General features: G+C 59.9%; 29 protein-coding genes and 1 pseudogene. 4 read left to right on the plus strand and 26 right to left on the minus strand.

Annotated features, from left to right (window positions below):
• Window positions 1–27 precede the first annotated feature (27 nt).
• Complete coding sequence (locus HNH97_RS09920) at window positions 28–1,425, plus strand: DUF4942 domain-containing protein (RefSeq protein WP_075594822.1); 1,398 nt, start codon at window positions 28–30, stop codon at window positions 1,423–1,425.
• Window positions 1,426–1,471: 46 nt separating this feature from the next.
• On the opposite strand, the gene HNH97_RS09925 is transcribed toward HNH97_RS09920, so the two are convergent.
• From HNH97_RS09925 to HNH97_RS09970, 11 genes and pseudogenes are all read right to left on the minus strand, one after another.
• Window positions 1,472–1,705 carry a hypothetical protein gene (locus HNH97_RS09925; protein ID WP_048858984.1) on the minus strand — a complete coding sequence of 78 codons (234 nt, stop codon included), beginning with the start codon at window positions 1,703–1,705 and terminating at the stop codon, window positions 1,472–1,474.
• A gap of 189 nt (window positions 1,706–1,894) precedes the next feature.
• A complete protein-coding gene (locus tag HNH97_RS09930) occupies window positions 1,895–2,299 on the minus strand; it encodes a hypothetical protein (RefSeq protein WP_139312901.1) in 405 nt (134 codons plus the stop codon).
• Entirely contained in the window at window positions 2,296–2,754 is a 459-nt protein-coding gene (locus tag HNH97_RS09935) for a hypothetical protein (protein ID WP_048858987.1), read from the minus strand. Before HNH97_RS09935 ends, HNH97_RS09930 begins: the two co-directional genes overlap by 4 nt.
• A gap of 44 nt (window positions 2,755–2,798) precedes the next feature.
• On the minus strand, window positions 2,799–3,785 hold the full coding sequence (locus HNH97_RS09940) for a phosphoadenosine phosphosulfate reductase domain-containing protein (RefSeq protein ID WP_080937636.1): 987 nt from the start codon (window positions 3,783–3,785) through the stop codon (window positions 2,799–2,801).
• On the minus strand, window positions 3,782–4,672 hold the full coding sequence (locus tag HNH97_RS09945) for a DNA cytosine methyltransferase (protein ID WP_216657611.1): 891 nt from the start codon (window positions 4,670–4,672) through the stop codon (window positions 3,782–3,784). The genes HNH97_RS09940 and HNH97_RS09945 overlap by 4 nt, the downstream gene beginning before the upstream one ends.
• Window positions 4,673–4,742: 70 nt before the next feature.
• Window positions 4,743–5,156 (minus strand): annotated as a pseudogene (locus tag HNH97_RS18380) (DNA cytosine methyltransferase); the annotation flags it as partial.
• Complete coding sequence (gene dnaN / locus HNH97_RS09950) at window positions 5,156–6,286, minus strand: DNA polymerase III subunit beta (RefSeq protein WP_048858989.1); 1,131 nt, start codon at window positions 6,284–6,286, stop codon at window positions 5,156–5,158. The gene dnaN and the pseudogene HNH97_RS18380, both read right to left, overlap by 1 nt.
• Window positions 6,276–6,935, minus strand: a complete 660-nt coding sequence (locus HNH97_RS09955; protein WP_171790765.1) for a hypothetical protein — start codon at window positions 6,933–6,935, stop codon at window positions 6,276–6,278. The genes dnaN and HNH97_RS09955 overlap by 11 nt, the downstream gene beginning before the upstream one ends.
• The gene (locus tag HNH97_RS09960) at window positions 6,932–7,480 is read right to left on the minus strand and encodes a hypothetical protein (RefSeq protein ID WP_075594818.1); all 549 of its coding nucleotides are present in this window, start codon (window positions 7,478–7,480) and stop codon (window positions 6,932–6,934) included. The genes HNH97_RS09955 and HNH97_RS09960 overlap by 4 nt, the downstream gene beginning before the upstream one ends.
• Complete coding sequence (locus HNH97_RS09965) at window positions 7,477–8,403, minus strand: hypothetical protein (RefSeq protein WP_075594817.1); 927 nt, start codon at window positions 8,401–8,403, stop codon at window positions 7,477–7,479. Before HNH97_RS09965 ends, HNH97_RS09960 begins: the two co-directional genes overlap by 4 nt.
• Window positions 8,404–8,928: 525 nt before the next feature.
• Window positions 8,929–9,606, minus strand: coding sequence for a hypothetical protein (locus tag HNH97_RS09970; protein WP_075594815.1), 678 nt, complete (start codon window positions 9,604–9,606; stop codon window positions 8,929–8,931).
• An 84-nt stretch (window positions 9,607–9,690) separates the two neighbouring features.
• On the opposite strand from HNH97_RS09970, the gene HNH97_RS09975 reads away from it, so the two are divergent.
• Entirely contained in the window at window positions 9,691–10,371 is a 681-nt protein-coding gene (locus HNH97_RS09975) for a hypothetical protein (protein WP_171790766.1), read from the plus strand.
• Here the strand turns inward: HNH97_RS09975 and HNH97_RS09980 are convergent.
• The gene (locus tag HNH97_RS09980) at window positions 10,343–10,654 is read right to left on the minus strand and encodes a hypothetical protein (protein ID WP_171790767.1); all 312 of its coding nucleotides are present in this window, start codon (window positions 10,652–10,654) and stop codon (window positions 10,343–10,345) included. The two genes, HNH97_RS09975 and HNH97_RS09980, sit on opposite strands and share 29 nt — an antisense overlap.
• Before the next feature lie 293 nt (window positions 10,655–10,947).
• Here HNH97_RS09980 and HNH97_RS09985 point away from each other — a divergent pair, with 293 nt between their 5' ends.
• Together HNH97_RS09985 and HNH97_RS09990 are read left to right on the plus strand one after the other, a co-directional pair.
• Complete coding sequence (locus HNH97_RS09985) at window positions 10,948–11,619, plus strand: AAA family ATPase (protein ID WP_171790768.1); 672 nt, start codon at window positions 10,948–10,950, stop codon at window positions 11,617–11,619.
• Window positions 11,616–11,930: a hypothetical protein gene (locus HNH97_RS09990; RefSeq protein WP_171790769.1), complete on the plus strand. Its 315-nt coding sequence runs from the start codon at window positions 11,616–11,618 to the stop codon at window positions 11,928–11,930. The genes HNH97_RS09985 and HNH97_RS09990 overlap by 4 nt, the downstream gene beginning before the upstream one ends.
• A 273-nt stretch (window positions 11,931–12,203) precedes the next feature.
• On the opposite strand, the gene HNH97_RS09995 is transcribed toward HNH97_RS09990, so the two are convergent.
• The 14 genes from HNH97_RS09995 to HNH97_RS10060 all read right to left on the minus strand — a co-directional run bounded on the left by HNH97_RS09995 (window position 12,204) and on the right by HNH97_RS10060 (window position 25,040).
• Entirely contained in the window at window positions 12,204–12,614 is a 411-nt protein-coding gene (locus HNH97_RS09995) for a hypothetical protein (RefSeq protein WP_171790770.1), read from the minus strand.
• Window positions 12,615–12,668: 54 nt separating this feature from the next.
• A complete protein-coding gene (locus tag HNH97_RS10000; protein ID WP_171790735.1) occupies window positions 12,669–12,827 on the minus strand; it encodes a hypothetical protein in 159 nt (52 codons plus the stop codon).
• 114 nt (window positions 12,828–12,941) lie between these two features.
• Window positions 12,942–14,324 (minus strand): glycine-rich domain-containing protein, encoded by a 1,383-nt coding sequence (locus tag HNH97_RS10005; protein ID WP_171790771.1) that lies wholly within the window; start codon window positions 14,322–14,324, stop codon window positions 12,942–12,944.
• Between the two features lie 58 nt (window positions 14,325–14,382).
• Complete coding sequence (locus HNH97_RS10010; RefSeq protein WP_171790772.1) at window positions 14,383–14,814, minus strand: hypothetical protein; 432 nt, start codon at window positions 14,812–14,814, stop codon at window positions 14,383–14,385.
• Window positions 14,815–14,834: 20 nt separating this feature from the next.
• Entirely contained in the window at window positions 14,835–15,911 is a 1,077-nt protein-coding gene (locus HNH97_RS10015) for a hypothetical protein (protein ID WP_171790773.1), read from the minus strand.
• Between the two features lie 5 nt (window positions 15,912–15,916).
• Window positions 15,917–17,032: a baseplate J/gp47 family protein gene (locus tag HNH97_RS10020; RefSeq protein WP_171790774.1), complete on the minus strand. Its 1,116-nt coding sequence runs from the start codon at window positions 17,030–17,032 to the stop codon at window positions 15,917–15,919.
• Window positions 17,032–17,682 carry a hypothetical protein gene (locus HNH97_RS10025; protein WP_171790775.1) on the minus strand — a complete coding sequence of 217 codons (651 nt, stop codon included), beginning with the start codon at window positions 17,680–17,682 and terminating at the stop codon, window positions 17,032–17,034. Before HNH97_RS10025 ends, HNH97_RS10020 begins: the two co-directional genes overlap by 1 nt.
• The gene (locus HNH97_RS10030; RefSeq protein ID WP_456305401.1) at window positions 17,679–18,833 is read right to left on the minus strand and encodes a hypothetical protein; all 1,155 of its coding nucleotides are present in this window, start codon (window positions 18,831–18,833) and stop codon (window positions 17,679–17,681) included. Before HNH97_RS10030 ends, HNH97_RS10025 begins: the two co-directional genes overlap by 4 nt.
• Window positions 18,834–18,925: 92 nt before the next feature.
• On the minus strand, window positions 18,926–19,624 hold the full coding sequence (locus HNH97_RS10035; RefSeq protein WP_171790777.1) for a hypothetical protein: 699 nt from the start codon (window positions 19,622–19,624) through the stop codon (window positions 18,926–18,928).
• Window positions 19,621–21,078, minus strand: a complete 1,458-nt coding sequence (locus HNH97_RS10040) for a hypothetical protein (protein ID WP_171790778.1) — start codon at window positions 21,076–21,078, stop codon at window positions 19,621–19,623. The genes HNH97_RS10035 and HNH97_RS10040 overlap by 4 nt, the downstream gene beginning before the upstream one ends.
• The gene (locus HNH97_RS18290) at window positions 21,078–24,002 is read right to left on the minus strand and encodes a phage tail tip lysozyme (RefSeq protein ID WP_171790779.1); all 2,925 of its coding nucleotides are present in this window, start codon (window positions 24,000–24,002) and stop codon (window positions 21,078–21,080) included. The genes HNH97_RS10040 and HNH97_RS18290 overlap by 1 nt, the downstream gene beginning before the upstream one ends.
• Before the next feature lie 9 nt (window positions 24,003–24,011).
• Window positions 24,012–24,200 (minus strand): hypothetical protein, encoded by a 189-nt coding sequence (locus HNH97_RS10050; protein ID WP_216657612.1) that lies wholly within the window; start codon window positions 24,198–24,200, stop codon window positions 24,012–24,014.
• 7 nt (window positions 24,201–24,207) lie between these two features.
• Window positions 24,208–24,612 (minus strand): hypothetical protein, encoded by a 405-nt coding sequence (locus tag HNH97_RS10055; protein WP_171790781.1) that lies wholly within the window; start codon window positions 24,610–24,612, stop codon window positions 24,208–24,210.
• Entirely contained in the window at window positions 24,609–25,040 is a 432-nt protein-coding gene (locus tag HNH97_RS10060) for a hypothetical protein (RefSeq protein ID WP_171790782.1), read from the minus strand. Before HNH97_RS10060 ends, HNH97_RS10055 begins: the two co-directional genes overlap by 4 nt.

Below are 25,040 nucleotides of genomic sequence, written 5' to 3' on the forward strand. Positions count from 1 at the left end.
TTACCGACAATCGAAGAGGGACAGAAAATGACCCAGCAAATTGCCATCAAGGCGTCTGTCGATGAGCTGTGCGCGAACCGGGCGAAGGCGATCGAAGGTTTCCTGTCTGGCGTGGAACAGATCCGGCAGGCGCGTACGGACATGCAGGCCGCCTGCGTGGGCACGAATGGCGTGGGCAGCAAGATCGACCAGGTAATCGAACGATCCCTGAAAGGCTGGTCAGACACGAAAGGCCTGCCAGAGCAGGTCCGCATCGAGGTGGACCGGGCCATGTGGCGGTCATTCGTGATCGGCACCCCGCTGTGGGGCATGATGGACGCGACCGCACGCGCCCAGTTCGAAAAAGACATGGCGGGTGTGCCGCCGGAGGCCAGCCCCGACAACCTGCGGGTCACGATGGAAGGGCTGTTTGCAGAGTCCGACATGATCTTCCGGCGTGGTCTGGTTGAGGTATTCCGGGGGCTCTGCCGGGAATACCGGTCCAACAACGGGTTCCGGCTGGCCAAGCGGATCGTCATGACCGGCGTCCAGACCTCCTACGGGTCGCTCAACTCCTACCGGGACGATTCAATTCGTGATCTTGACCGGATTTTCTATGTCCTGGACGGCCGGGAACCGCCCACTAGCTACAATGAAGGCCTACGTGGCGCACTGGCGGAGGCCATCCGCACGGCCTCATCTTTCCGCCCGGGCGCCGGCACCATCGAGACCGACTATTTCCGGGTGAAGTTCTTCAAGAACGGCAATGCGCAGTTCTATTTCCTCCGGCCCGACCTGGTGGAAAAGGCAAACCGGATCATCGCCGAATTTTACGGCGAGACGCTGGGCGCCGGACCGGATGCCGCGGGCGCCAGGCGGAAGGCAGACCCGGCCGCCGGGCGCAAGGATACCTGGTCGGAGGACTTCTATCCTACCCCCGTCGATACGGCCGAACGCATGGCCGATCTGGCTGATATAGACGATGGCATGACCGTGTGTGAGCCCAGCGCGGGGAAAGGCGCGCTGGTGGATGCCCTGCTGGAGACGCCGGCAGCATCAATCGTGGCGGTGGAGAAGAATGCAGGCCGGGCGGACTTCCTGACAGAACGCTATGCGGGGAACCCGCGGGTCAGCACACAGCGCGCGGACTGGCTTGACCCCGACACAGCCCGCTATGACCGGATCGTCATGAACCCGCCCTATTCCTCCGGACAGTGGATCCGCAACCTTCTGGTGGCATGGGAACGGCTGGCACCCGGCGGCCGACTGGTGGCGCTGGTGCCCAAGGGCCCAGGCGCTGGTCCTGCGGTATTGAAAGCCGACGCGGCAGCACTGATCGGCAGCGCCGCGCTGATCGAGGATGTCCCGGAAGGCGTGTTCAAGGCGGCGGGCACGATGATCGGCACCCGGATCGTGGTGCTGGATAAGCCGACAAGCCCCGCATAGGGGCTTCTATCCGCGATAAGAGAGTTTCCCGTCGGCTGACATTCGATCAGCCGCGCTTCGACTTCATGATCAGAAACCATGGATATGTGAGAGATGCGATAAGCATACAGAGGCAACCGGCCGCCTGCACAATATACTCCCGACCTATGAAATCCGGCCGGCAGGCCAGTTCGTTCATTTTCTCACGCATGCCCATCTGGAATTTCTTTCTTGAAACCAGATACATGCCGAACGCCCAATACAGAGCAAATATGGTGGTGACATAGGGAGGACTGGTCATTTCCGTTCCTGCCATATTTTCATGACGTTTTCTGAGGAAAATAGCGCGACAGCAAAACATGCTGCGGTATTGACGTAGAAATACATCGCAATCCAAGGTCTCGAAAGCAAAATACTATTGGCTGCACACAGATCAAAGCTTCCGACCCATGCAGAAATTAAAACAAGCCACAAATAGAGGAATATTTTGTCAAACATCCCCGTTCTCCGCGTTCATGGCGGCGTCAATGGCGGCACGTAAGGTGTCGCCAGTTCCTATCGTTTCCGCCGTGTCGCCGCTCATAGATAGAATTTCCCATTGCCCATTTACCTTCATGGCATCGATCTGCGTATGTTCCATGAAGTCCAACCGGCAGGTATCATCCGTTTTTCTCTCCGCGCGCTCCTGTTCACGCCCGCGCTGGAAGGCTTCGTCTACCTGCTTGCGTGCATATTCCCGCACTTCCGATGGGCCGTTCCATATGGCGCCTCCTGCACCACTACCGGATAGACGCCGGTAGCATGGGAGGCATTCCGGATTGTTGTCACGAAAAACAAACTGACTGGTGAGTGTGGATGCAACCCCACAACGAGAACAGACCATGAGAGTGATCATCCCGCTGCTCCTTCGTCGCGAGTTGCGCGGGCGATCTCTGTCATTTTAGCACCAATCCCGTACCCGTCTTCGGGGCTGATTCCGCCGTCGTCGGGGACCGCCATGATCCGCGTTAATCCGTCTCGCAACCGCGCAATCTCCGCATCCTTCTCAGCCGCCACACGGGCAACCTGCGCCTCCATGTCGGTGCGGCGGACTAATTCATTTATTGGATAGTCAACCGGGTAAGACATTCCGGTCATCTCATCGACTTCAATACACGTTTTCATTTCATGGGTTATTGTCTCCACATCCGCGCACGGCTGGATGGGGGTGGCGATGGCCGTCATGTAGGCATGGAACTCGGGCCACGTAATTTGGTGCCCATACCTGTCAATTACGACTGTTTCCGCCCGATGTTCCTGCTCGGGCGTTGCTTGATCCGGCACGAGATACATCTTCACTTCGTTTGCCATGGTCATTACCTTCGGGAATATGAATTATCGTTGCCAGTCGGCGTTTATTCACACAGACCATATTGAGAGGAGCATTCGGATCTGGGCATAAAATGTTCGAGGTCGAACTGCTGACCACCGCGGCTTGTCTGCGACCAAGCGACCGCCTGCCGAATATTGTTGGCCTGATAATGCTCGATGTCGGTCCGTCCTTCTTTAGAGTCAAAGAAAAAGAAGGTTGCAAGCTGCCTTTTCGAGCATTTTCTAACAATAAACTCCCATTTTTCTATCTTTTCGATTACGAATGGCCAGCGTGACTGAACATTAGAAATTTCAGATTTGCTTGTATTGATGCACATCATGCATCCAACACGTGTACATCCAAACGAATAGAGTGGATTGCTCTTGATTCCGTGGCGGCGCGCAATATCAAACGTGTCCTGAGCTGTCCACGTCGCAATCGGCCGGTGAATCCAGAGACCACAATCCCCGTCCTCCCAGACCAGCGCATTTTTCCGGGCAGATGATTCGTCACGGCGCACGCCCTGCCAGTTTTCGACGTAGAGATTTGTGCTCCGGGCGATATCGAACAATGCGCGCGTGAGCGGCCTGGTTTTCAGTTCCTGTGTGCAAAACTGGGCACGGCGGGAGGGAAACCTCCCTTTCCATACGCACAGATCAAGAAAAGGAATGCCTGTTGGGACAAGAAATTCGAGCGCTGTTTTGATGGTATCTTCGGCGACACCTTCATCGCGCCAGACCGTATCAATGTATGTGCGTTTCCGTTCGATTTCCTTTGAAAAATCAGCACGCACCGTCTCGATTGTTACACCCAGTGCATCAGGCAGATATTCGTAAACATACTCCTCGACCAAGGGATGTTCGTTTCCTGTGTCCGCATACTGCAATCGCACCCGATCCCGGCCGTGCCGTTCGATCGCCAGCAATGCGGTCGCGAGGCTATCTTTCCAGCCAGATAGCGATACGACCGGCAGGGCCAGTTCACGGGGGTAAGAGGGGACTGGATTACCGTCATTATCGGCTGGTTTCATCGTATTTCCCTCACCTGGGCAATCTCCCGCTCCACGCGCGTCAAGATCCAGTGCAACACCGGCACGGGCATTGAATTGCCCAGTGCCTTGTATCGTGGGCCGTCTGCCGCCGGCCTGTTGCCATTGGGCACGTCGGTATGGTCGTCGGCGAAACCCTGCAGGCGTTCGCACTCGACGGGCATCAGGCGTCGTACGGCACTGGTCAGGACGTGCGGTTTGTCCGACCCGCCCTGACTGGCGCGCAGGGTGTGTGCCACATCGTCGCCAACCTCGATCTGGCTGCCACCGTCCCGGCCACGCAATGCGACGGAAAGCGGCTGCATGACCGCCAGATGACCGCCGCCGTTGGAATAGCTGCCTGCGTGCCCCATCGCGCGCATCGTGCTGGCAATATCGCCTACGCCAAAACCGTTTTGTCCCGACGCTTTGCAGTCGAACGCAACCGGGACCAGAGGTGTCCCGCGTCCGGTACCGTCTTCACTGGCGTCAAATCCTTCGCCGCGCAGGGTATGGGTGATGAACGTTTCAGTTTCAAAATCCTGATGAAGGCCACTCGTTAAAAGCGATCTCGCCACATCGATCGGACCCGAGCAGTTTCCGCCACCGAATGCGACCGGGTGTACCTGCAGGCTCTCTACCGTGTCGGCATCTAACCCGTAGACGCGACCGCCTGGAGAGCCGCGTGCAACTGTCGGGGCAATGTTTTCCCCCGTGCCGCGGCGCGGCGCAGGATTCCCCGGCAGGCTTTCGGGCTCAAAAAGTATCGCTGTGGGATCTGCCCCCCCCCACAGCACCTGCCACAACGAACACACGCTCGCGTCGTTGGGCCAGGCCGAAATATTGAGCGTCCAGCACACGCCATGTGACTGTTCGTCGGGGTCCAGCAACCACACCCGCGCGGGTCCAGTGCAGTCCTGATGGCGGAACGATGGGGGTCTCGCATCCTGCAAGCGCTGCAATGATATTTCCGAACGCGTTGGTTTTGTCCGACAGGACGCCGGGAACGTTTTCCCAGACGTAGAGGGGCTCAGGGCGTCCAGCAGATCGGGCTGCATCACAGTGGTCCTCGTATATCTGGATTGCGCGCAGGCTCAGGTTCCCGCGCATGCCATCCAGCCCGTCGCGTGGGCCTGCCACGCTGAAATCCTGACAGGGTGTGCCGGCGACCACTACGTCGAGAGGCCCCAGCGCGCACGACCGGGCGCTGAAATCTTCTGCCATCAGGTCGCCCATGTTGACCGACCCGGGAAACCTGCGGGCGAGGACACGCGCAGGGAATGGCTCGATCTCGGCACACCAGCGCCAGTCCCAGCCGGGCATGGCCGCTTCTGGCGCGCCGATACCACTGCACATTGTCGCGGCATGGATCATCAGACGCGCATTGGCATGACAACGAACAGTTTGTTCGCATCATCCACGTCGCGCACCACGGCTGGCGCCGTTTCATTGTGCAGATGAAATTCAACGGTTTCGCCGACATGCTGCAGGACATCCAGCACATAGCGCGCCTGGAAACCGATTTCCGTCCGGCGGCCGCGCAGGGAATATCCTTCCTCCACGACGTCAACAGCGCTGCCGCGCTCGTCCTGCGACGCCACGGTCAGCGTATCGGAAAACGTCATCTTGACCGGTTTGCTGCGCTCCTGAATGACAGAGGACGCGGCCTGCACGCAGTGTTCCAGAGCACGCGCAGGCATCCGGGCCGTATTGGGGTGATCTGTCGGGATCACCCGCGCGTATTCGGGATATGTGCCGTCAATGACTGTCGAGGTCAGATAGTAATTCCCGATCCAGATCCCGACGCGGCGTCCCCAGATTTCCAGCGTAACGCTATCATCGCTTTTGTCATCCAGATGCGCCAGCATCTCGGTCACGAGCCGTGTCGGCAGGATCACCGGATCGGGCGCACTGGCCATCTTCTCGGGCACGTCCTGACACCACGCCAGGCGATGGCCATCGGTGGCGACGGTACGGACCATGGCCACGCCATCCGGACCGTCAACCGGGTGCAGGTACACGCCGCACAGGTAGTACCGTGTTTCTTCCGTAGACGCGGCAAACCGGACTGTTTTCAGCAGACGCACCAGCCGCGACTGGGGCAATGCGATGCCGATGGCTTTCTCCTGACCAACTGCTCCTGCCAGACTGGGGAAATCATCCGGCTCATAGGCGCTCAGGTGGCTGGAAAATTTCCCGCTGCGGACTGTGACACGGCCCGTCTGGTCCTCAATGCCAACGGATACCGTGCGATCGCGCGGCTGGGATTTCAGGGCCTCCAGGAGCGCCCCGAGCGGCACGGCCACGCTGCCATCCTGCGTCCTGTCCGCCTGGATGCGGATTTCCGCGCGGATCATCATGTCCGTAGCCGTCAGCACCACGCCCGACGGACGCACGGCGATCAGGACGCATTCCAACACCGGGATGGTGTGCGCCTTCGATATCGCCCCCCTGATCGCGGACAGCGCCCCGATCAGGGTGTCATTGCGCGCCTCAAGAAACATCGTCGCTCTCCTGCGCCTTTGACGCGAGCAACTGCTCCATCGCGACGCGCGACAACGTCGATACCTGCACACCCGAAGGGATCAGGCAAACGGATACGGAAAGCAGCCCGTGGGCCTGCAACTGCTTGGCGAACTGCCTGGCGAGGTATTCCATATCCTCCGGCTCCAGAGGACTGGGGGGCGTGACCAAAATGGCTCCGGCAAAATCCGTCGGGATCTGGTCAATGACCTTGAGGACGCTCCGCAGATCATCCTGTTTTTTACCGGCGAGAAGTTCACTTATCACCGCATTTCCGGAAACCGGTTTTGTCCGTGAGGACGCAAGGGCACTTCCGAACCTCCAGAGGAGGGGCCGGTTTACCTCCAGGTTATCGGTCAAACGAGATCGCAACATCCCATGCGACAACAACCAGTCCGTGGCACCCCTGAAATGCCCACAGATGCTGAGGATGTCCGATTTCGTAACCACTGTCAGCGGGCACCGCAGTAGGTCAGCCAACATGGCAATTTCCGGCCAGCCGAACATGACGTCCGTCATCGGGCAGCGCGTGGGATTTTCATCGGAATTTCGCGCTGGCTTCCCATCCTCGCCATTCCCATACGCTTTCCCATTTTCCCATTCCGGATGGGAACCGTTCCCATTGCTCATGCTTTCGCACCTGTTTTCAGTTGTTTACGTGATGTTGGGGTTGGGAATTGATGAAGTTCTGCGCTCGGCCACTTCAGCACGGCACTCCACTCGTCAGAGTGCGGTCCAGCCATCAGGTCTCGGAAGATCAGAGGTTCATTGTTCTCCAGCCAGAGGAGCCAGATACGCGCAGATCGGGATTCCTGCTGGCGCAGCTCTTCCGGCCCCTGCCGGATGGCGATACGCCGCGTCTCCATGGCCCGCAGCCAGTAATTCAGCTTGCCGCCGCGCTGCACACCCACCGGGTCCAGTTCAAGCTGGTATTCCCGCAGGCGCTGCGCGATCACCTCGCACGCCGGGAAATATCCGCGTCCCTCTCCAATGGCTGCCCGTTGCAGGGCAACATCCGTGAAGACATGCGCGCCGAACTCGGCCCCGAGCACCTTCGCGTAGAGGCGCAGTCGTTCCGGCGTCACAGAGCCATCCGCGACGAACAGGAGCGCCAGTTGCATCAGCCACTCGATCACGACACGGCTGACGGCGGTTTTCTCTGCCACGCTGCTCACGCGACGCCCTCCAGGCACTGGCGGCGCCACTCCTCGTTGCCCAGCGTGCGTGCAGTTTTCTGGGCAGGCGTCCGGTCCGCATACGCCCCTTCCATCAGGCGCGTGAAACGATCAGGCGTCAGCAGGTCATCCAGCGTGATTTTCCAGCCGTTGGCGCCGCCGCCCTTCAGGAACGCGCTACCCGCGACCTTCTCCAGCGCGGCATTCCATCCGGACAGGCCGCCGGCATCGGCCAACCGGGCGCGGATGGACCGGCTGCGTCGCGTCGTCAGCCGCTGTGCGACCGGCAGCCCTTCCCGCTCCGCCAGCTTGTTCCATGCTGCGACGGCCTGCCGGACTGCATCACCTACATGACCTGTCAGGTTAATAACGTCGGCGTCCACGCACTCTCGGCCGAGAGAAGTATCTTCTATTTTGTTCTTATTCTTATCTTCTCTGGGGTTAACCCCCTTATTTAAGGCTTCGCGCGTGGACTGAAGGTCATGCCGTTCGGTCAGATCCAGTTCTTCCTGCGCCTCGTGCACGGCGCGGGCGCGGCGCCGTCCGACCAGTGCAGGATTGCCGCCCGTTCGCCCGTTGGCCCGATCGCGCTCCAGGCGCTCACGATCACGCACCATCCGGCGGCTGTAGATCACCCCATCCGCATCACGCGCGAGGACACCCTGTTCCTCTAGCTCGCGCAAAAGGGGCACGACCTCGCCCGAAGTGCCGCCCACCACGCGCAGGAGACGGTCTATCGGCAAGGGACGCCCCTTATGGATCAGATAGCCGTGGCGCTCCGCACGCGCCATGAAACAGAGCAGGCGCATCCATAGCCCCTGCGCCGCGAACGAACAGACGAGCAGATCGGGGTCACGCTCGTAATCAGCCCAGTGGAATTTCGACCAGGGCAGTTGCTCCCCCAAGTCTGTATGTCCTGCCATGTCAGGATCCTTTCGTCAGGGGCAACGGCGACGCCGGCCGCGCGAGTGCGTTGCATTGAAAAGGCATGGACGGTGCTGGTGACGATGCACTGCCGGATCCGTCGCATGCGCAGCAGATCGCAAGCGCTGGCACCGTTCTGCGCGACAGGAGGTCACCCCCAGTCCATGTGGTGTAATGCCAGCCGTTGCCCGCGCATTGCGCACAGGCGTTCATGGCCGGGGCCTCCCCGTCGCACGACACGCCAGCAGCAGCATGATCCCGTTTCCGGCGCGTTTCTGGGAGGTCAGATAGAGTCCCATTTCGCGCTGTTCCGCCAAAACAGGACCCAGGCCCTGAAAAGTATGGGTCCATTTGTTGGTTTCTGGGTCCAGGGCGCCAACGGCAACCCATGTTGGCCCGATCTGGTCTAGGCTATAGGCGGCTGGATATGGGCTGAAACCAGAAACCAGACTGTCAAAGGATGCAACCATTTGATTCCCCATCAATAAAACCATTCTGAACGTGGTTTTGACGTGATTTTCACGTCAGGGAGGTTCATCACGGTCCGGATAAACCATTTCCTCAATCAGGATCTCTGTCCGTGCGGTCTGATGATCACTTCGGAAACCGAGAGCTACCTGGAAACAATGGCGCGGACTGTCGTCGCGAATAAAACCGAGGCCATACGGATTGCGCATTTTCACCGCTGTCGCGCCTTTTTTCATGCGCATCGGTGTCGGCGTTGTCAGGCAGTCGATCACTGGCTTCGCGCCGCCCTCCACTCCGTCCTTGTCGGCTATCCCGGGCGAATAACGATGGATCGTCACGCGGGCATAATCGAATGGCTGCGCATGATCGGGCGGCGTTACGGTCGCCATTTTGATGTCCCACACCAGCGAGCGCATATATTTCCGCCGTGCTGACCAGTGCAGGCGCAGGTATGGGTTCAGCAGCAGGTAGGGCCGGGGCAATGTAAAGCGGAGGGATCGCGCTGGAATCCGACCCTCCAGCATCTGTTCGGCCTCGCTTTTCTCGTTGAGCTTGCGCTGACGAAATCCGTCCATGAACGCCAACACCTTTGCCCGGGTCCGCGAAAAATTCTCGCGACCATTCCGGAGATGCGCGACATAATGCTCGTCGTTGACGGCCATTTTCCCGAACGTGCTGGGGGCCATCCCCTGCTCGGTCAGGAACGCGTCTATCTGGTTTAATATATCGTCCATTCGTGGTCATTAAACCATTATGCCAACCATAACAATGTTATTTATGTCTGGTTTGATCCATCGTTCGCCCATATGAGGGAACGCATGGAAACGAACGAAAATAGCCCGGCAGGGCAAAAAAAACTGGATTCGGCGCGTCTGTTGATACGTGATGCCCTGGACCAAAGACGCATGAGTCTGGTCAGCCTGAGTCGTGCGATTGGCAAAAGCGACGGCTACATCCACCAATATCTGACCCGTGGAGTGCCACGATATCTCCCGGCGGAAATACGCGAGGCCGTCGGCGTAATCCTGGGCCTGGATCCCGCAGACCTTGCGGATCCTGAGGCGCACAAACAAATCCCGGTTTTCGCGTCGATCACGTCCGGGCGCATCAGTGAACGCCCCATCGCGGAGGGGCGGCCTGTACCATCATCGGCAGGCGATATTCCCGCATTCCGGGAAACAGATAACCTGGACCAGCCTCCTCCCACATACGCTATAAAACCAGGTGCCCGTGTGCCTGCCTCTGATCTGCTGGCCGTCTGGATCAGCACGCCGCGCGGGAGATTACGTGCTGGCGATATTGCGTACGTTGACCTGACCCGTTCTCCGCGCATCGGCGACACGGTCGTGGTCGTGCGCGACGGGAATATCGAGACGATAGGCGACCTGACAGATCAGACCGAGGGCATGGCCGTTGTCTGCCCTGCCCCCGGCAATGAAACGACGGTAGACCTGGCGGCCAGCAAAGCTCTCAAGGTACGTTGGATTGAGGTACCCTGATCAGATCAGACTCTATCGTTTCCAGTAACTGGCCCACCTTGAAACTGGCATCAGGGTTGGCCAGCATGACACGGGCAAGCCCAAGTTTGGCCAGAATGTCCGCCCGGCTGCCCGATGGCGCAGAGATCGCGGCATCCTCAATGGACGCCATCTCCCCACAGACAAGTTCTAGTTCGCTGCAGATATGCAGGCATGGCATCGCGCGATCAGAAGACGCACCATCAAGTTTTTGTAGCCTCCGGTTCAGTTCAATCCATTTATTTTTCTGATCTATGAAATGCATAACTTCCCCGCATTGCAATAAACGTAAAATATCAGAAATACCGGTAAGTCTCTAAATTGAAATAACACTGCATATTTACATCGTAAAGTGATTTTGCATATTTTTGTTTCATTTCTTTATTTTTTGTATCTGCCTATCTTTCTTTATAAAATATGCGCCCCATCTTAATTCTATATTTACGGCATGCTTTAATCGCAGCGTTCTTCCGCATACCCGGATTATATCGCTTCCACTTGCATGCATGCATGCAATCTGGCAGATGTGCTGGCATAGATTGTTGCTCGGAGGGCGGAATGACGGCTCGAATCATCGTGGTCGGAAACGAAAAAGGCGGGTCAGGCAAAACCACGATTGCCACGAACCTGGCCGTCCTGTCGGCGCTGAATGGTATCGACACCCTGCTGGTAGACGCGGACCCAGGCCAGAAATCGAGCGCATTGTGGGCGTCGCATCGTCTGGAAGGGCATCCGGACTATCCCCGCATCAGTTGTGTAGAGCGATCCGACGGCCGCACAATCGGTCCGGTGATTGAAGACCTGGCGACACGGTACCAGACCCTGATTGTTGATACGGGGGCTGTGGACTCTCCGGCCCTCCGGGCCTGTGCAATGGTTGCCGACACCTTGGTCGTACCAGTTCAGCCAGACGCACTGGATGTCTGGGCGCTCCCGACAATCGCCAATATCTACGACCGGGCACAGCAGCTAAATCCCAAACTTCAGGCGCGCATTGTCGTCAACCGGATCCTGCACCAATCAGTGGAACGCGCACCCGCGGAACTGCGCGAATGGATGTTGCAGGAAACGCCCACTCTGGCCACCCACCCGTTTACCACGCTGGTTGCACGCGCGGCGTATGGTCGCGCAACCGGCGAAGGGGTCGGCGTATGTGAACTGAAGGGGCGTGAACTGGACGCGAAAGCGGCGAACGAAATGCGTGCTGTCTATGAGGCTATTTCCCAATGAGCATCCCGAAAAAAATCCCTTCCCTTCCCTCCGCGCAGCCCTCATCTGCCGAGGCAGAAGCCTTTATTGGCGGGGCTCCCAACAAGGAAATTTATCCATGGGAGCATCAGGACGTGCGGTCTGACCTGCTGGTCAGCATGAGCACGCGCGTACCGGAAAAACTGATGTTGCAGATGGAATGGCTGTTGAGCAAATCGGCAGGTCGCAGGCTCCACGCCCGGCAGTACAAGCAGACGTTCGTGATTGCAGCGGTGGAGGCCTACGTGCACAAGGAATTGACCAAGCGCGGCGTCCCCTCCGATCGGCAGTAACACGGCCATGCGTCCACGGGTGATCGGGATCGGTCCTGTGATCTCGGGGAAAAAGGGCAGCGGTGACGCGTTCCATGTTGATACGCTACACGCAGATGGTCGCGTGTGGCGTATCAGCTGGTTACGACAGCCGAATATTGCCCGGAGCCACCTGAAGCGCTCCGTTCAGATGCAGCGTCAGCGCCTCATGACAGAATGTCGGGAACGGGGACCCGTGATCGTCCTTCAGGATCAGGCATCGTTCGATGCACTGGTGGAGATTACAGGCGGCAGTCAGCCAAACACCTTATGCCAAACCCATGTGCCGAATTCCCCCCAACCGAGAAGCGCCCCGACAATTTCGATCAGCAATGTCAGCGCTCCCAGCAGGAACGGCACTGCCAGCGCAGCAAGTGCCCATTTGATCAACAACAGTCCGCCGAGTATCTGATCCGTCTGGGTCGCTACTTTGCCAATCTTCTCATCCCGCGCCCTGGCTGCCTCCGTATCGTACTTTCTGGCCTCGTCCCAACGACCACGCATCTCGCCCGCGAAATCCGCCAGCGCGCGCCTCTGTTCCTCCTGACTACGTTCCACACGCAGTTCGATCTGCCGGAAATCCTCCCGAAGCTCCGAAATATTACGGCGATTATCGTTGATTTCGTGGGAATGCCGACCCACGATCGCCGCCAGATCGTCAGTCATTATTCTACCTGCAAAGAACCATTGAGCGCCTGTTCGAGCGGATGCCACGCGGGATCATGTCGCGCTCCCCGTCGTGGCTGTCGTGGTCGCAGTCGCAGTCGGCGCGGTGTAGGTGCTGCCGATCGGATAGGCCCCGTCGGCATCCAGCGCCAGTGCCAGACCCGTGCCGGAATTAAACGTGCTGGTCCCATCCCATAGGATTCTGTTGGTCACATACCCCACGCCTTCGGTCCCGGATGCGACCGTTCGATAGACGATGTAGTTTTGGATACTGGATGCCGTTGCGGCAGTGGTGGTTGTGGTCGTATCGGACATGTTATTCTCCCTTTACGGTGCTGTTGTTAGAATTGCGTATCCGGGGCCGCCAGATCCGCCGTAATAAGCATTCAGGGTTCCAGAGGTGTTGTAGGCACCCCCACCACCAGCACCGGGAGCATTTCCACCCGTTCCGCCGCCTTCACCAGCACGTCCGCCACCACCCCATGGGCCTGCGGCACCGTTGCCTTTGGAGAGAGTGGTCCCGGACTGACCATCGCCACCAAAGCCGCCGTTGGCTTGTAGTTGAACAGTACAGCCTGGACCACTGGTTACAGTGCCGGGTGATCCACCAGCGGAATTATTTGAGGACGTCCACACGCCGCTCTGGCCGCCTGTACAGGTCAGCACCACGGTGCCATTGATGGAAATTGTAGTGGCCCCCCCATAGACAGTGGCGTTTATCGTATTGGCTGGACACACGCCACCCGCACCAATGGATACAGTCACAACGTCACCGGATGATACAGCAAGCCATCCTCGCGCGTATGCGCCAGCACCCCCACCAGCCGCAAAGATTGAATTGCTGGCACTATCGCCATAGGAAAATGCCCCCGGTCCACCGGCACCCACAGCTTCAAAGAAAATACGTGTTACACCTTCCGCAACCGTGTAGGTCCCTGATGAAGCAAAGGGAATAGGGGTGGCAATGTCGGTAAGGACTGGCACCTGCACGGCACCCCCATCATATGCGACAGTCGGGCGACCATTACCGTTCATATAGAACGTATCTATTTGCGTATTTGTGCCTGACGTAACGCCACCTTGAATATATGCGTCCAGCGAATTGCTAACCGCAGTTACATCCGACAAGTTGGCAGATTCTGTGTAAATGTCCTTCATCGCGCAGGACTGGAACGCCATACGACCGTTGCTATTGATCGTGATATCGCCGATCTGTGTGGACCCGGACAGAATTGTTCCGTAGGACGAGATCAGATAACCACCGTCGGTAAGCGCGCCTGTGGTCTTGTCGATGTAAGAGTAACGTAGGCCAGAGAACGTCGTGTCCTGCCCCAACATTACCTTGGTCGCGGCCTGATAGACACCGCCGCCCTGCTGCACCGGGGTATAATTGAGGAGTGGCTGCAATTTAGCGTCTGCAGCAGCACGAGCTTTTGCCTCCGCTGTGATTGCAGCCGCCGAAGAGGAAGACAGAGACGCCAAAGATTGCTGAAGCGCAGTCGTCGTGTCCATAAGGAAACGCGTTCTGTTTGCCAGACCCTGAGCCTGGTAGTTAGCGATGCCCCCCGGACCGCCGATTACTGGATCTGACGTTGCGATCTGATAAATGCCGTCCTCAAACTCCGACGTCTCCGTAATCGCGGTAAAACCGGTCGGCGGCAGAGATTCAGTGGCTGTGGCAGTTGCGGTACTGGACGTGGTTTCAGACATGCAATGCGCTCCTGGCTCCCAGTATCTGGTATCCAGTCACGACATCAGGGAGGCAATGTCAGAACGTGATCTGCCATGTCCCGCTGAATGAAAGGTCGCTCGCCTTCAGCAGGGGCAGGTCCCGCACCCTGCGCGCAAACAGCAGTCCATTTGCGGAAAGAATCCCATATTCGGAAATGCTGATTCCGTTCGCCTCCGTCGTAGCCAGTGAAAACGCCACTGTAAGTTGCCCTGTCGCCGCGTTCGCTGTTATCCCGTCCACCGACTTCACGTATGCGCCGGTCAACGCATCATCTGTCTCCTGCGCCGGAGATGCGTTGGTCCCAAAGCCGACCTGGGATATGGCATATTTCCCGGTTACGTCTCCAGAGAGCAGCGCGGCCTTCATATCTGCGGCGCCCGCAACGATCAGGTTGCTGCTCATTTCATGCGCAATCAGGATACCGGCGCGCCAGATTTTCAGGTCTACGCGCCCCCGTTCCCGGGTCATACGTTCGTATAAGCATGACATCAGTTTCCTGCCTCCAAATCGCTAACTGTCGCCTGCCCCCGGAAAGCGGCGCTGCCGTCGTATTGGCGCACGCCGTTATAGATCGTGTCCCAAGCCTCCGTCAGGGCAAACTGACTGTCCGATGTGACGGGGTCACTATCGGTCAGGGCCGGATCCGTGTTGTCGATAACCGTGTTCCGTAAGTACGTCCCCGCAGCCCGAAGGCTGTTCGCGATCCAGATGATAGCGGCCTTGAAATCCGTCGGAGACACGCCGGATGCATTGACATCGTAATTGGCGGCTATATCAAAAAGCCCGTAAATTGGCACGGTCGCAGGGTTGTCGTACTTCTGGCTGCCATCGAAACGGTCAGTCCCGTCATAGATCACGGCTGATGTCGGTGCCTGCGCAGAATTGGTCACGCGGACTGACTGGCCCGAATACGCCGTGATCGCCAGTTCGATCGCCTTGTTATTGCAGGCGGGGCGCAGAATTGTCGAAATGATGCGCACGCCATACGTGATGTCGGGTTCTCCGGGATTACGAGATATGTTGCCGTACATGGCACCCAGATAATCCAGCCACTCATCCTCTGCGGTAGGAATCGCCATCTGATCTGGCGCGATCCTGATCAGGTTCCGCGCAGCCTGCAATTCCGCCCGCGGGCCATCCAGCAGCCCCCAGTTGTCGCTGGTAAAAACCGTCAGGATCTGAAGGGGATAGGATGCATCCACCCAGAGCACCCCTCCGAGGCAGGCATTCCCTCCCAGATAGGCGGTATCAGAAAACCGGTATCCGGCGCTCCCCGCCACGCTGCCGGAACCGACAATGCAACGCAGCGCGCTCATGGCGGAGACGTTCGCCCCGATATCGTTCAGGACAAAAAAACCGGGAACGGCACCGATCGCCAGGGCAAGCCCCATTACCGTCAGATCGGTCAATGCGATCGTCACGGTGCCACGGTCGGAGGGCGACAGCACCAGCGCGTCATCCTCTACCGCCCAGCCGAAATCCAGAGTGGCCCCGAAAGACAACGCCTGGCGCCCCCGCGCGGAAATGTCGTAGGCCCGCGTCAGGCGACCGAGCAGGCGTTTCATGATGCTCATGTGTAGGTACCGGCGCCCGGCATAGGCTTGGTCCATGCCGTAGGTGCCGCGACATCCGCCGCCGGCGCGGTGCGCACGAAATTCAGGACACCATCCACCCCCATGGCCAGAGCATCGAGTTTTGCGACCTCAACCGTAGCACCCAGTGGCAGCGCCAGAATGTACGCCTGATGCGCCGCCTGAACCAATGCATCCAGATCCGCAACCGTATAGCCGGTTTCAGCCGTAATGCTCCCTGCCACGGCAACGCTCTGCTCCGGCGCGGCCTCCGCGATGAACGTAACGCCAGCAGCAGCGTAGCCCGGGACGGTCGTGCCGTCCGCTTCGTAATACCCGTCTATTATCGATTGGGCCTGCGCAACCAGTGCGGTGGACGTGCTCCCGACGCCGTTGTGGATATATCCATAGATTTTCGCGGTCGGCTGCGTTGGGTCGGTCAGATACGGCTCATACACGTACTGAAATTTGACGGCTTCCGTGACGTTTCCGTTTGAATCCGTCAACTGAACGATGGACAGCCCCGTCGTCACGCCCGCTGTCGTGCTGCGGGCCAGCCCGAGGATGAAACGCGCGAAGCGCGCCTGTCGCGCCTGCGCCGTCTCCGCCGGCGCGCCGTTGGAGAACAGGTTGCCGTTGACTGCCGACACAAACCCCGTGACGGGCGCGCCCATGGAAAACGTCGTGCCGGCCGCGACATTCCCGGCTGTGCCCGTCGTGGTGCACGCGACCTGGACGATCCCCGTGGTCAGGCCGGCCGGAATCGTCACGGCCGCCACGCTGGCATAGGTCAGCGTCCCCTCCGCCGGCGTGAAGACGCTCCCGGCCGGGATTACCGTATCGCTGGACTGCACGCTGATCGTCACGGTCAATGTACCGGACGCCGCCACGGCCGCAAGGGCAGGAAAATCAAAGGTCGTATAGGTCGAGGTCTGGATGGCATCCTTCAGGGCCAGGACCAGATCCTGATAGAGGCGATCAATCTCCTGCGCGACGGCGTCCAGAAACGTCCGCATGACGCCGCCGACGTTATAATCCGTCAGCGAACAGACCATGCGGGCGCGGTTGATCATGGAAGCGAGGATCGAAAGCCGCGATTTGATCTGGAATGCCATCAGTTGCCTCCTCCGGTCAGCACGCCGCCGACCGGAACCGACTTGCCTCCGATCGTCATGTATTGCCCGTCCACGTCCAGGCTGTCTCCGTTCACACCGACCGTAATCGACACGATCGAATCAATGCGGGGGTCTGCCGAAATGCACCGCCCGACAAACACACCTGCCAGGTCGGCATTGATGGGATCGGTTGATCGTCCCAGCAGCGCGTAGACGCCATTCCCGTAGGACGGCTCATAAACGAGGTCGCCCGGGAGGCTGGCCATGCGGTTGTCAACGGCCTGCACCAGGTTGGGGACCCCTGACACGGTCGCCAGATCCCCGTTCGCAGCCGCAGTTACAACCCCACCGGTCAGGGCAATATCGGTCCCGAACAGATCACTGCTGTCCGCCACGCCGGTTGGCGTCGTACCCGTGGCCGGAACCACGATCTCATCCTGCCCTGCCAGAAGGACGGTATCGGACCTGTGCGCCGGGTTGTCGGTGATATAGGGCGCGCGGAGGCCATTGAGCCAGATCAGCGTGTACCAGTTTGCGGCATCCCCGGTTTCACGCAGGGCGATGCGTTCGGGCGTATCGCCAATCAGGGTCCGGGCCTTGCGCGTGCCACTGAGCGGACCCGTCCACTGTGGCGTAGAGGTTGTCGTCATGCTGCCACCTGCACACCGTTGCCCATTGCATCAAAATTGGAGATCACGTCATCGGAATGGCCGATCAGGAGAAGCGGGTCGAGGCGCAGCCCTGAGATAGCCGCCTGGGCCCCTGATGAGACGGTCAAGATTGAGGTACCCGGGTCAAGCATCGATTCAAATGGCGACGTGTTGTCCAGCATGAACTGGCTTGCAGCGTCCCCTCCGCCGGTGGAGGAACACATCGATGCTCCGAACAGGGGCGTGATCAGCGGAATGGTCTGATTGACGTTGAACCCGTTGGCCATCGTGCATGCACCGTCCGCAAACGTGGATGCCGCCTGCATCAGCGCGATCCGGTCATCCATCGGCAGCGTGCTGTCGGCACCGAGCGCTTCAAGACCGCTGGTTGCTGCAAGCGCATATTGCGTCGAGAATTCCAGCAACAGGGAATTCTGCCCTGTGAAAATGCCCTCCGTCTCGCCCGCGATATCCGCCACACCCTGAAACAACTGGATGGCGGTATCCACCAACTGCGCGAGCACGCCGCGCGCTGCCCCCAGCATGTTCAGGCCCTGCGTCAGATAGTCCTGGAACTGCCCCAACATCGTCACGACGTTGCCCAGTCCTGTCTGAGCCAGCAGCCAGCGCAGGGGATTGGACAGGGCATCCGTGATCTCGTCCGACAGCGACAGCGCGGTGGTCGCGTCGCGCAGCACGTCCAACTGGATGCTGTACTGCATCAGCAGGGGGCGCGAGCGGCTCCTGTGCAGCGAGAACGTGCGCGGCACCACCACGTCGTGGATACCGTCGAGATTGTCCGTAAAAATCAGTTCTACCGCGGATGGATCCTGACCGGCTGCCAACAGCAGGCGACGCCGTTGGTGCCAGCCGTCATATACGGCCTGCCGTAGGGACAGGAACATGTCCTCCCCACTTTGCAGCAGGCCGCCCCGCCAGCCGTTATTCCCTGTCAGCGTGATGGTGCGGATGCCACGGCCGAACACGTCAGTCCACGCGCCGCCAAGGGTCTGGTTGGTGGTCAGGCGCGTGGGGTCGGTAACGCTCAGTTCCTCCGGCCGCAGGGCAAACGTGAATTGCACGTCCGCGCCCGATCCGCCTGTCAGCAGGAATGAAATCTGCCGATATCTCTGTGACGGAGGTGCTGCCATCCCTCAATGCTGCCGTCACGACAGTCAGCCAGAAAGGTCGATGTCCTGCTCGGAGGCATATTTGCATGCAAGCATGCAATTTCGCATGCAATCTATCCCGTCGGCTTGCTGGTTGTCCCGCCTGTGCTCTCGGTGTGCGTATGGTCGTCCAGACTGACGCCATTCGCCGTGACGTCTCCGCTGGCCGTAATGCTGTCTTTCACCGTCAGAGGGCCGTCTAGCTCGACCGGTCCGGTCATTTTCCACGACGTATATTTGGTGGTGACGTTTCCGCCCGGCGCTACGACAAACGAGAAATTCGGCGTCGCCAGCGTAACAGTTGGCTCCGGGGCTTCAGCCGGGGTGACCCATTTCGCAGCGCATAGAGCCGTGAGGTCCTCGTGCCCTCCCGTTCCGATCCTGAAGTACGTACCCGATGGATGCCATGCCTCGATCGACCCGTCGGGCGCGATGGTGGTGTAGGCCCCGCTTGCGGCATGGCGCGTGATGGTACGGTCCTGCTGCTTGAAAACGATCTGGCTGCCTGCAAACCGTGCAAACCCATGCACAACCGCCCGCGCCCCGGCCCCGAATTCGTACGCTGCGATCATGGTGCGACCGTCGGGGTTGATACCCCCGACCCTACCGGCTGGCGGCCGCGGAACGTCCGGGATCGACCATGTGCCTCCGTCGGTTGACCCGTCTGGCGACAGCACGATAGCGTTGCCCACCGGCATCCCGGAATCCAGATCAATCAGGTCCACCCGGCCGATTTCAGGGTAGACGGCCACGACCTGCCCGAACCGGATCATGACGCACCTGCCGTTTCACGCACACTGATGCGGCCCCGATGAGGCGCATAGACGCCGGGCCGCCCCTCCGCCCAACCGGGACGCACGCCGGCCATCTTCGCCCGGTCAACGTAGCTGGTCCCGCGCTCCAGCTGGACAGAGCACGTCCACGACGCCGTCGGCATGATCGTATGCTCCACCGCCGGCATATATCCGCGCAGGGTGGTCGTCCCGAATGCAACCTCCAGTTCCTGTCCGCAGGCCAGTTCCTCACGGCCCATGCATGTCAGTGCCCCGCTTTCGAACACCACATTGTCGCGGTTGAGCATTTTCAGGTCCGTCGCCCGTTTCGTGATCCACTCCCCGGTAAGTTGCTGAACCTGTTGTTTAAGGTCGGTAACCATTCGCGATGGCGCACATTCAAACCCGGTTGGCAGGAGATAACTTGAGGTGCTCATCAGACGCAGACCAAAAATTTCCGGACGATTGTTCGCGTAGGTCACGTCCGACTGGCTGTCGATATATGCGATGGCAGCCGTAAACTCGCTGTCGAGGGCTGCCGCGCCCGGAGGCACCCAGAAATAGTTGGCCGCCCCGTCATCGCTGCGCCCGACCTCGCAACTACTCACCGTGCGGTCCGAAATGCTGACCAGACCCGGGTCTGCCGCGCCGTCCATGATCAATTTCCCGTTCAGATCCCGGAATGGCACCGGCCTGAACACCAGTGACGGCCCCGCCTCCGTCGTACGGACGAACATTTCATTCCACGGCGCGTCGCGCGCGGCGGCCAGCAGGTCCGCAACCGACCCCTGGAAGGTCATGGTGTTGAACGGGCTGAACGACCCCTCCGCGACGGTAATGTCGGAGGTCAGGAAGGGCTTGATCGCGCCGGTTGAAAATGCCGCCATCTGGTTGATCTTGGGGTTGATGATCTTCGTCACGACCTCACGCACGAAATCGCCCACCCCTTCAATCACCGGGGAAATGCCGAACTGCGCCTGCAGGGGAAACTGATCCAGATACAGTTCCCCCTTGGTATTGAGGAGCGGATAGAGGATCTGGTTGGTTTCCAGCAGCCGCCCGCAATCCTTCCCCTCGATCACCACCGTCTGCATCGGTGCCCCCTCCCCCTGCATGGCGCGGGGGCGACGCACGCGGCGCACGAACCCACGCATGAGCAGCGGCAGCTTCTGGCCCTGATATTTCCATGGCTTCCGGCTGGCACGGATCTCGATCAGGTCCATGGGCGCCACATAGGCATAGATGGAATCCGCCAGATCGGGAGGGATACGATCGGAGAACGATACGGAAAACACGTTTCCCACCAGGCTACGCACGGAGGTCGCCATGCGCACGCTCCCGCCGTCCCCCAGGTATGGCGTCAGGTCGTATGCCTGAATGACACGCCCTGGCGTTCCCCCCGCCGTCACCTTGTAGAGCATGACCGAAACGCTGAACGCGTGCAGGTCCACCATCAGTAGACCCCCTGCCGCCCGGCGTGCCCGTATGCACTGGCCTCGTGCGCCGGCATCCCCGCGGGCATGGGGGAGAGAGGGGCACCATTAGAATGAGATGTAGGGTGAAGTGCTACATTCTGCCTGGTCCCATCAGGATACTGAACATTCAGAGTTCCAGTGACATGATGGGTGGTATTATTTGCTCCGCCACCAGCAGCGGCCCCTTGTCCACCTGCCACTGGCGCACGCATCTCCTTTGGCATCGCCGGGTCTGCTGGACGCAGATTCCGCGGCAGATTGTTCAGGACGTCCGCATACCCTCCACGTAACCCCTCATCACCATATCCCTCATACCCTTTGCCAAAAGTGCGGGAGGCTTCCCCAATGTCTGCATAAGGACTCAATTTCTGCAAAAGGGTCAGTTGCTTGCGATAGTCGCCATTAAGTTCGCGGCTCATGAAATCAAGTTGCTGTTCTTCGGTCGAATGGCGCAGATCTACGCCTTCCGCGTCCTTGAACGCACGCACGCGTGTCGGATCTGTCCATTGCGCCAGACCGTAACCAGGGCCCACACTCCCATCACGGTGACGTTCCACGGCATTCGCATCCAAACCGGATTCCTGTTCCAACCCACCAACGAGCACAGATGCACCAGCATGCGTCAGGTGGTCATGCTGCTCAAAATACGTCATGTAGCGACGGGCCTTGGCAATCAGTTCGGGGTTATTGCGGAATGCTGCAATTCTTTGCTGGTCGCGATAGTTCTGGTAGCCTCCCACCACGCTTGGAATGACGGCACCCAACCCGATACCAGCACTGATAGCAGCACCGGCCCCCAAAGCACCCCCTGCTGCAACCGCTCCCCCTTCGGCCGCACCCGTGGCAGCGGCACCGCCCGCTCCACCCACGCCTCGGAAACCAGACGTCAGCAATTTCTTCGCAATCCCCGGTCCAAGAAGCCCGGCGGCACCTGCCGTCAGCCATCCCGCCATGGACGTAAGACTTTCACCGGTTGTTCCGTCTCCCAGATGCTCGGCAATCGTCTGCACCGGTCCCTGCAGCTTGCCGATTTCCTCGCGCAACTGGGTGATTGGCCCCACCAGTGTGCTCGCCGCATTGGTCAGGACGTTGGAGGCGTCGGCTCCGGAATCCGCGACACGACGCCCCATGGTATTTTCCAGACCGGAGTTGGCAAACGCACGCACCTCCGCCGCACGCAAGGCTTCCGGGTCACTCGTCCCGGTATCCCTGAGGGCGGTGCGATCCGCCGTGCTCAGGTCTGTACGGGCCATCAGTCGCTGACGGATCGCCCCGAGGTCCGCGTGGCTGTCCATGGTCTGCATGATATCGTTCAGGCCGCTCATATTGAGCTTATTGGTGTCAACGCCGATTTTACGAAGATATCCGTCCACGCCCCCGTTCGCAGCCTGAGATGTCTGGGCATCCCTCCAGTACCGTTCGAACTGCTCGTAATGTGCCGGGCTCATGCCCATGTAATTCCCGCCGCCGACAAACCGATCGACATCAGGACGGCCCCTGTAGGTCTTTTGAATCTCCTCCATGACATCATTAAGGATCATGGTCCCGTCAGGAGCGCGGGAGAACATTCCTTTCGAAAGCCGGTATTGGGCATCATAAACACTGGGGGAGCCATGCCGGATCATCGTCATCAGCGACATCACCTGCCCCGCCATCCCCGCACCGCCCCCGTGGGAGATCGATGCATTCGCTGTGTTGATCAGGTTCTCCCCGTTTTCTCCGCGCACCATCGGATCGCCACTGGCGTTCATGGAGGTCATCAGACGTGAGAAATCTTCGGCCCCGCGATCCTGCCCCTGTCGGTTGGCATTCTCAAGCCACGTCAGCAAAGAGTCCTGAACTTTGTCTGCCTGCGCGTTCATGTGGCCGTCCTGGACCGCGTCCGCCAGCATCAGCGCGAACCTGCGCGGATCCTCCCCCGCGAAGCTGGCGCGGGCGAACCCCTGAACCATGGTGGAGGGCGCCACCCCATAGCCGCGAGCAACGTTCCCCGCCATCTCGACGTTGGCCAGCGCCGTCCCTGACCGGCTTTCATTCGCAATCCTGACCCACTCCTCGGTCAGTGACTGCCCCTCCGTCTGCAGCACATGCAACGATGACGACACGTTACGCACATTGTGCAGCAGCTCCGCGAACCCGGTGCTGGTGTCTCCCATACGCCGCATCAGGCTGTCATTCATGACCTGCTCACGTTCGGACTGCTGCACGTGTGACGTGATGGATCGCAGGCCGCCGCCAATGCCCGCCGCCCCCAGCATCGCACCGACAACGGGGCCGCCCCGGAAACGGGACAGGGCAGCGAGTTTCGGATCGACCCCGCCTCCGGCCCCTCCCGCGCCTCTTGATGCTCCCCCTGCTGCGCCGCCCGCCCCGCCAGCGCCGCTGGCATTGACGACGGTCGGTTCTGGCGCTGGCCCGGATTCAGACCGGACACGGTTTTCGGCCTCGCCCTCCTCCCGGTCGTTTTCCTTTTCCTCGGACGTCTCGGCAGGACCACTTCCGCCGGAGGACGTGCGACGGGGAACGGGGGTCAGATCAGGGTCAAAGCGCGTTCCCTCCAGAACACGCCCGAGCACATTGTCGATATAGGCCCGCTGCTGCGCGGGATCGGGCACCTGCCGGGCCGCGCCGGCGGGAAAGTCCAGCGGCCCCGTGAACGCGCCCTCCGCGACGCCCTGCTGGACCCGTTGACTCGTCTGCCCCTGCCTCAGGCGCAGGATGTCTTCCCACTGCTTCTGGATCCGGGTGAGGTCCGCCTGCAGCTCCTTCAGTTCCGGATGGCTGAAATCGACGTCGGACAGTTTCTGCGCCTGCTGCCCGGCCCGGCTCAGGGCGGCCGCGATCTGGTCGATTTCACGGACGGACTGCTGGACGTCCGCCTCGATAGGGATCTTGACGCTCACGCTGCTTCCTCACACCACCGGGTCGATGAAATCATCCGGCATATCCGCCCCTCCATCAGGAGGGGGTGCCGGTTCCCTGGCGACCTCCGCTTCCAGAATGGCCAGTTCCTCGTCAAAGTCGTCGGTGATCATCGTGGCCCGGGTTTCGGGATGGTCGAGGAACTGGTGGCACAGCAGGTCCTCCAGCATCTCGCCCACTGTCATTTCAAGGTATCGGGGGTCCGTCGGGGGCAGGTTGTACTGCCGCCGCCACCGGAACCGGATCTGATCGCACCGCTCCAGCGCCCGTTCCCGCGCCGTTCGTGGCAGTGACGCCACGAAATTCGTCCTCCGCATTGCGGAGGGCTCCCCATACCTTCAGGATGTCCTTCGCCGCATCCCGATCCAGCGGGTCAAGGGCCTCCACACTCCACCCGGTCGGCCCCTCCTGCAGCAGGATGGAAATCGTGGCGAAGGATTCCGCGCGCACCACCGCGACCTCCCCCACTTCACCCTCATCGCCTCCCAGCAGTCGCCCGATCTCCGCCTGGATTCGGATATCGTCGCGCATCGTGCGGTGGCGGAATACGAAATCCCCGATCCCCTCGACCGGCACCGAAAGCGTTTTCACAGGTCAACCCCCGATGCATCAAGCGCGTAGAGCGTCCCCTCCTCCATCGTGATCCGGTTGGCGCTGACATCGACCGCACCACGCCCCCACGAGCAACTGACGTATTTGCGCATGACCTCGCCACTGTCGCGGCTGTAGAACAGGATGTCGAACACCAGCCCCTGCAGCGCGTTGTCGCCGTTGATTGTCGCAATCCCGAGATTGCGCAGCGACTGGGTGATCAGCATCATCCGGCGCACGGACAGCGTATGCCGCGCCAGTGTGGGCACCCATTCCGAGACGTGGATATCCCCCACTCCCGTTGCGGGTTCCAGCCCGTAATCGTCACTGGGGGAGCAGCTCTGTATCAGCCCGACCCGCGCGCCGCCCATCTCGATGATGATGCGGTTACCCGACTGGGTATGGACGTTCGTCCGTGTGGTAATCAT

The organism is Gluconacetobacter entanii, assembly GCF_013155425.1.
GTDB classification, from domain to species: domain Bacteria; phylum Pseudomonadota; class Alphaproteobacteria; order Acetobacterales; family Acetobacteraceae; genus Novacetimonas; species Novacetimonas entanii.

What these genes read in the sequence shown, in the direction of transcription:
- HNH97_RS09930 (WP_139312901.1), bottom strand. Translation starts at nt 2,299, where the DNA reads ATGATCACTCTCATGGTCTGTTCTCGTTGTGGGGTTGCATCCACACTC.
- HNH97_RS10030 (WP_456305401.1), bottom strand. Translation starts at nt 18,833, where the DNA reads ATGGCAGCACCTCCGTCACAGAGATATCGGCAGATTTCATTCCTGCTG.
- HNH97_RS10010 (WP_171790772.1), bottom strand. Translation starts at nt 14,814, where the DNA reads ATGACCCGGGAACGGGGGCGCGTAGACCTGAAAATCTGGCGCGCCGGT.
- HNH97_RS09935 (WP_048858987.1), bottom strand. Translation starts at nt 2,754, where the DNA reads ATGGCAAACGAAGTGAAGATGTATCTCGTGCCGGATCAAGCAACGCCC.
- HNH97_RS09925 (WP_048858984.1), bottom strand. Translation starts at nt 1,705, where the DNA reads ATGACCAGTCCTCCCTATGTCACCACCATATTTGCTCTGTATTGGGCG.
- dnaN (WP_048858989.1), bottom strand. Translation starts at nt 6,286, where the DNA reads ATGTTTCTTGAGGCGCGCAATGACACCCTGATCGGGGCGCTGTCCGCG.
- HNH97_RS10060 (WP_171790782.1), bottom strand. Translation starts at nt 25,040, where the DNA reads ATGATTACCACACGGACGAACGTCCATACCCAGTCGGGTAACCGCATC.
- HNH97_RS09985 (WP_171790768.1), top strand. Translation starts at nt 10,948, where the DNA reads ATGACGGCTCGAATCATCGTGGTCGGAAACGAAAAAGGCGGGTCAGGC.
- HNH97_RS09975 (WP_171790766.1), top strand. Translation starts at nt 9,691, where the DNA reads ATGGAAACGAACGAAAATAGCCCGGCAGGGCAAAAAAAACTGGATTCG.
- HNH97_RS09990 (WP_171790769.1), top strand. Translation starts at nt 11,616, where the DNA reads ATGAGCATCCCGAAAAAAATCCCTTCCCTTCCCTCCGCGCAGCCCTCA.
- HNH97_RS09965 (WP_075594817.1), bottom strand. Translation starts at nt 8,403, where the DNA reads ATGGCAGGACATACAGACTTGGGGGAGCAACTGCCCTGGTCGAAATTC.
- HNH97_RS10035 (WP_171790777.1), bottom strand. Translation starts at nt 19,624, where the DNA reads ATGATCCGGTTCGGGCAGGTCGTGGCCGTCTACCCTGAAATCGGCCGG.
- HNH97_RS10025 (WP_171790775.1), bottom strand. Translation starts at nt 17,682, where the DNA reads ATGACGACAACCTCTACGCCACAGTGGACGGGTCCGCTCAGTGGCACG.
- HNH97_RS09970 (WP_075594815.1), bottom strand. Translation starts at nt 9,606, where the DNA reads ATGGACGATATATTAAACCAGATAGACGCGTTCCTGACCGAGCAGGGG.
- HNH97_RS09995 (WP_171790770.1), bottom strand. Translation starts at nt 12,614, where the DNA reads ATGACTGACGATCTGGCGGCGATCGTGGGTCGGCATTCCCACGAAATC.
- HNH97_RS10005 (WP_171790771.1), bottom strand. Translation starts at nt 14,324, where the DNA reads ATGTCTGAAACCACGTCCAGTACCGCAACTGCCACAGCCACTGAATCT.
- HNH97_RS09955 (WP_171790765.1), bottom strand. Translation starts at nt 6,935, where the DNA reads ATGAGCAATGGGAACGGTTCCCATCCGGAATGGGAAAATGGGAAAGCG.
- HNH97_RS10020 (WP_171790774.1), bottom strand. Translation starts at nt 17,032, where the DNA reads ATGGCATTCCAGATCAAATCGCGGCTTTCGATCCTCGCTTCCATGATC.
- HNH97_RS09940 (WP_080937636.1), bottom strand. Translation starts at nt 3,785, where the DNA reads ATGAAACCAGCCGATAATGACGGTAATCCAGTCCCCTCTTACCCCCGT.
- HNH97_RS10040 (WP_171790778.1), bottom strand. Translation starts at nt 21,078, where the DNA reads ATGGTGGACCTGCACGCGTTCAGCGTTTCGGTCATGCTCTACAAGGTG.
- HNH97_RS09980 (WP_171790767.1), bottom strand. Translation starts at nt 10,654, where the DNA reads ATGCATTTCATAGATCAGAAAAATAAATGGATTGAACTGAACCGGAGG.
- HNH97_RS10015 (WP_171790773.1), bottom strand. Translation starts at nt 15,911, where the DNA reads ATGAAACGCCTGCTCGGTCGCCTGACGCGGGCCTACGACATTTCCGCG.
- HNH97_RS09920 (WP_075594822.1), top strand. Translation starts at nt 28, where the DNA reads ATGACCCAGCAAATTGCCATCAAGGCGTCTGTCGATGAGCTGTGCGCG.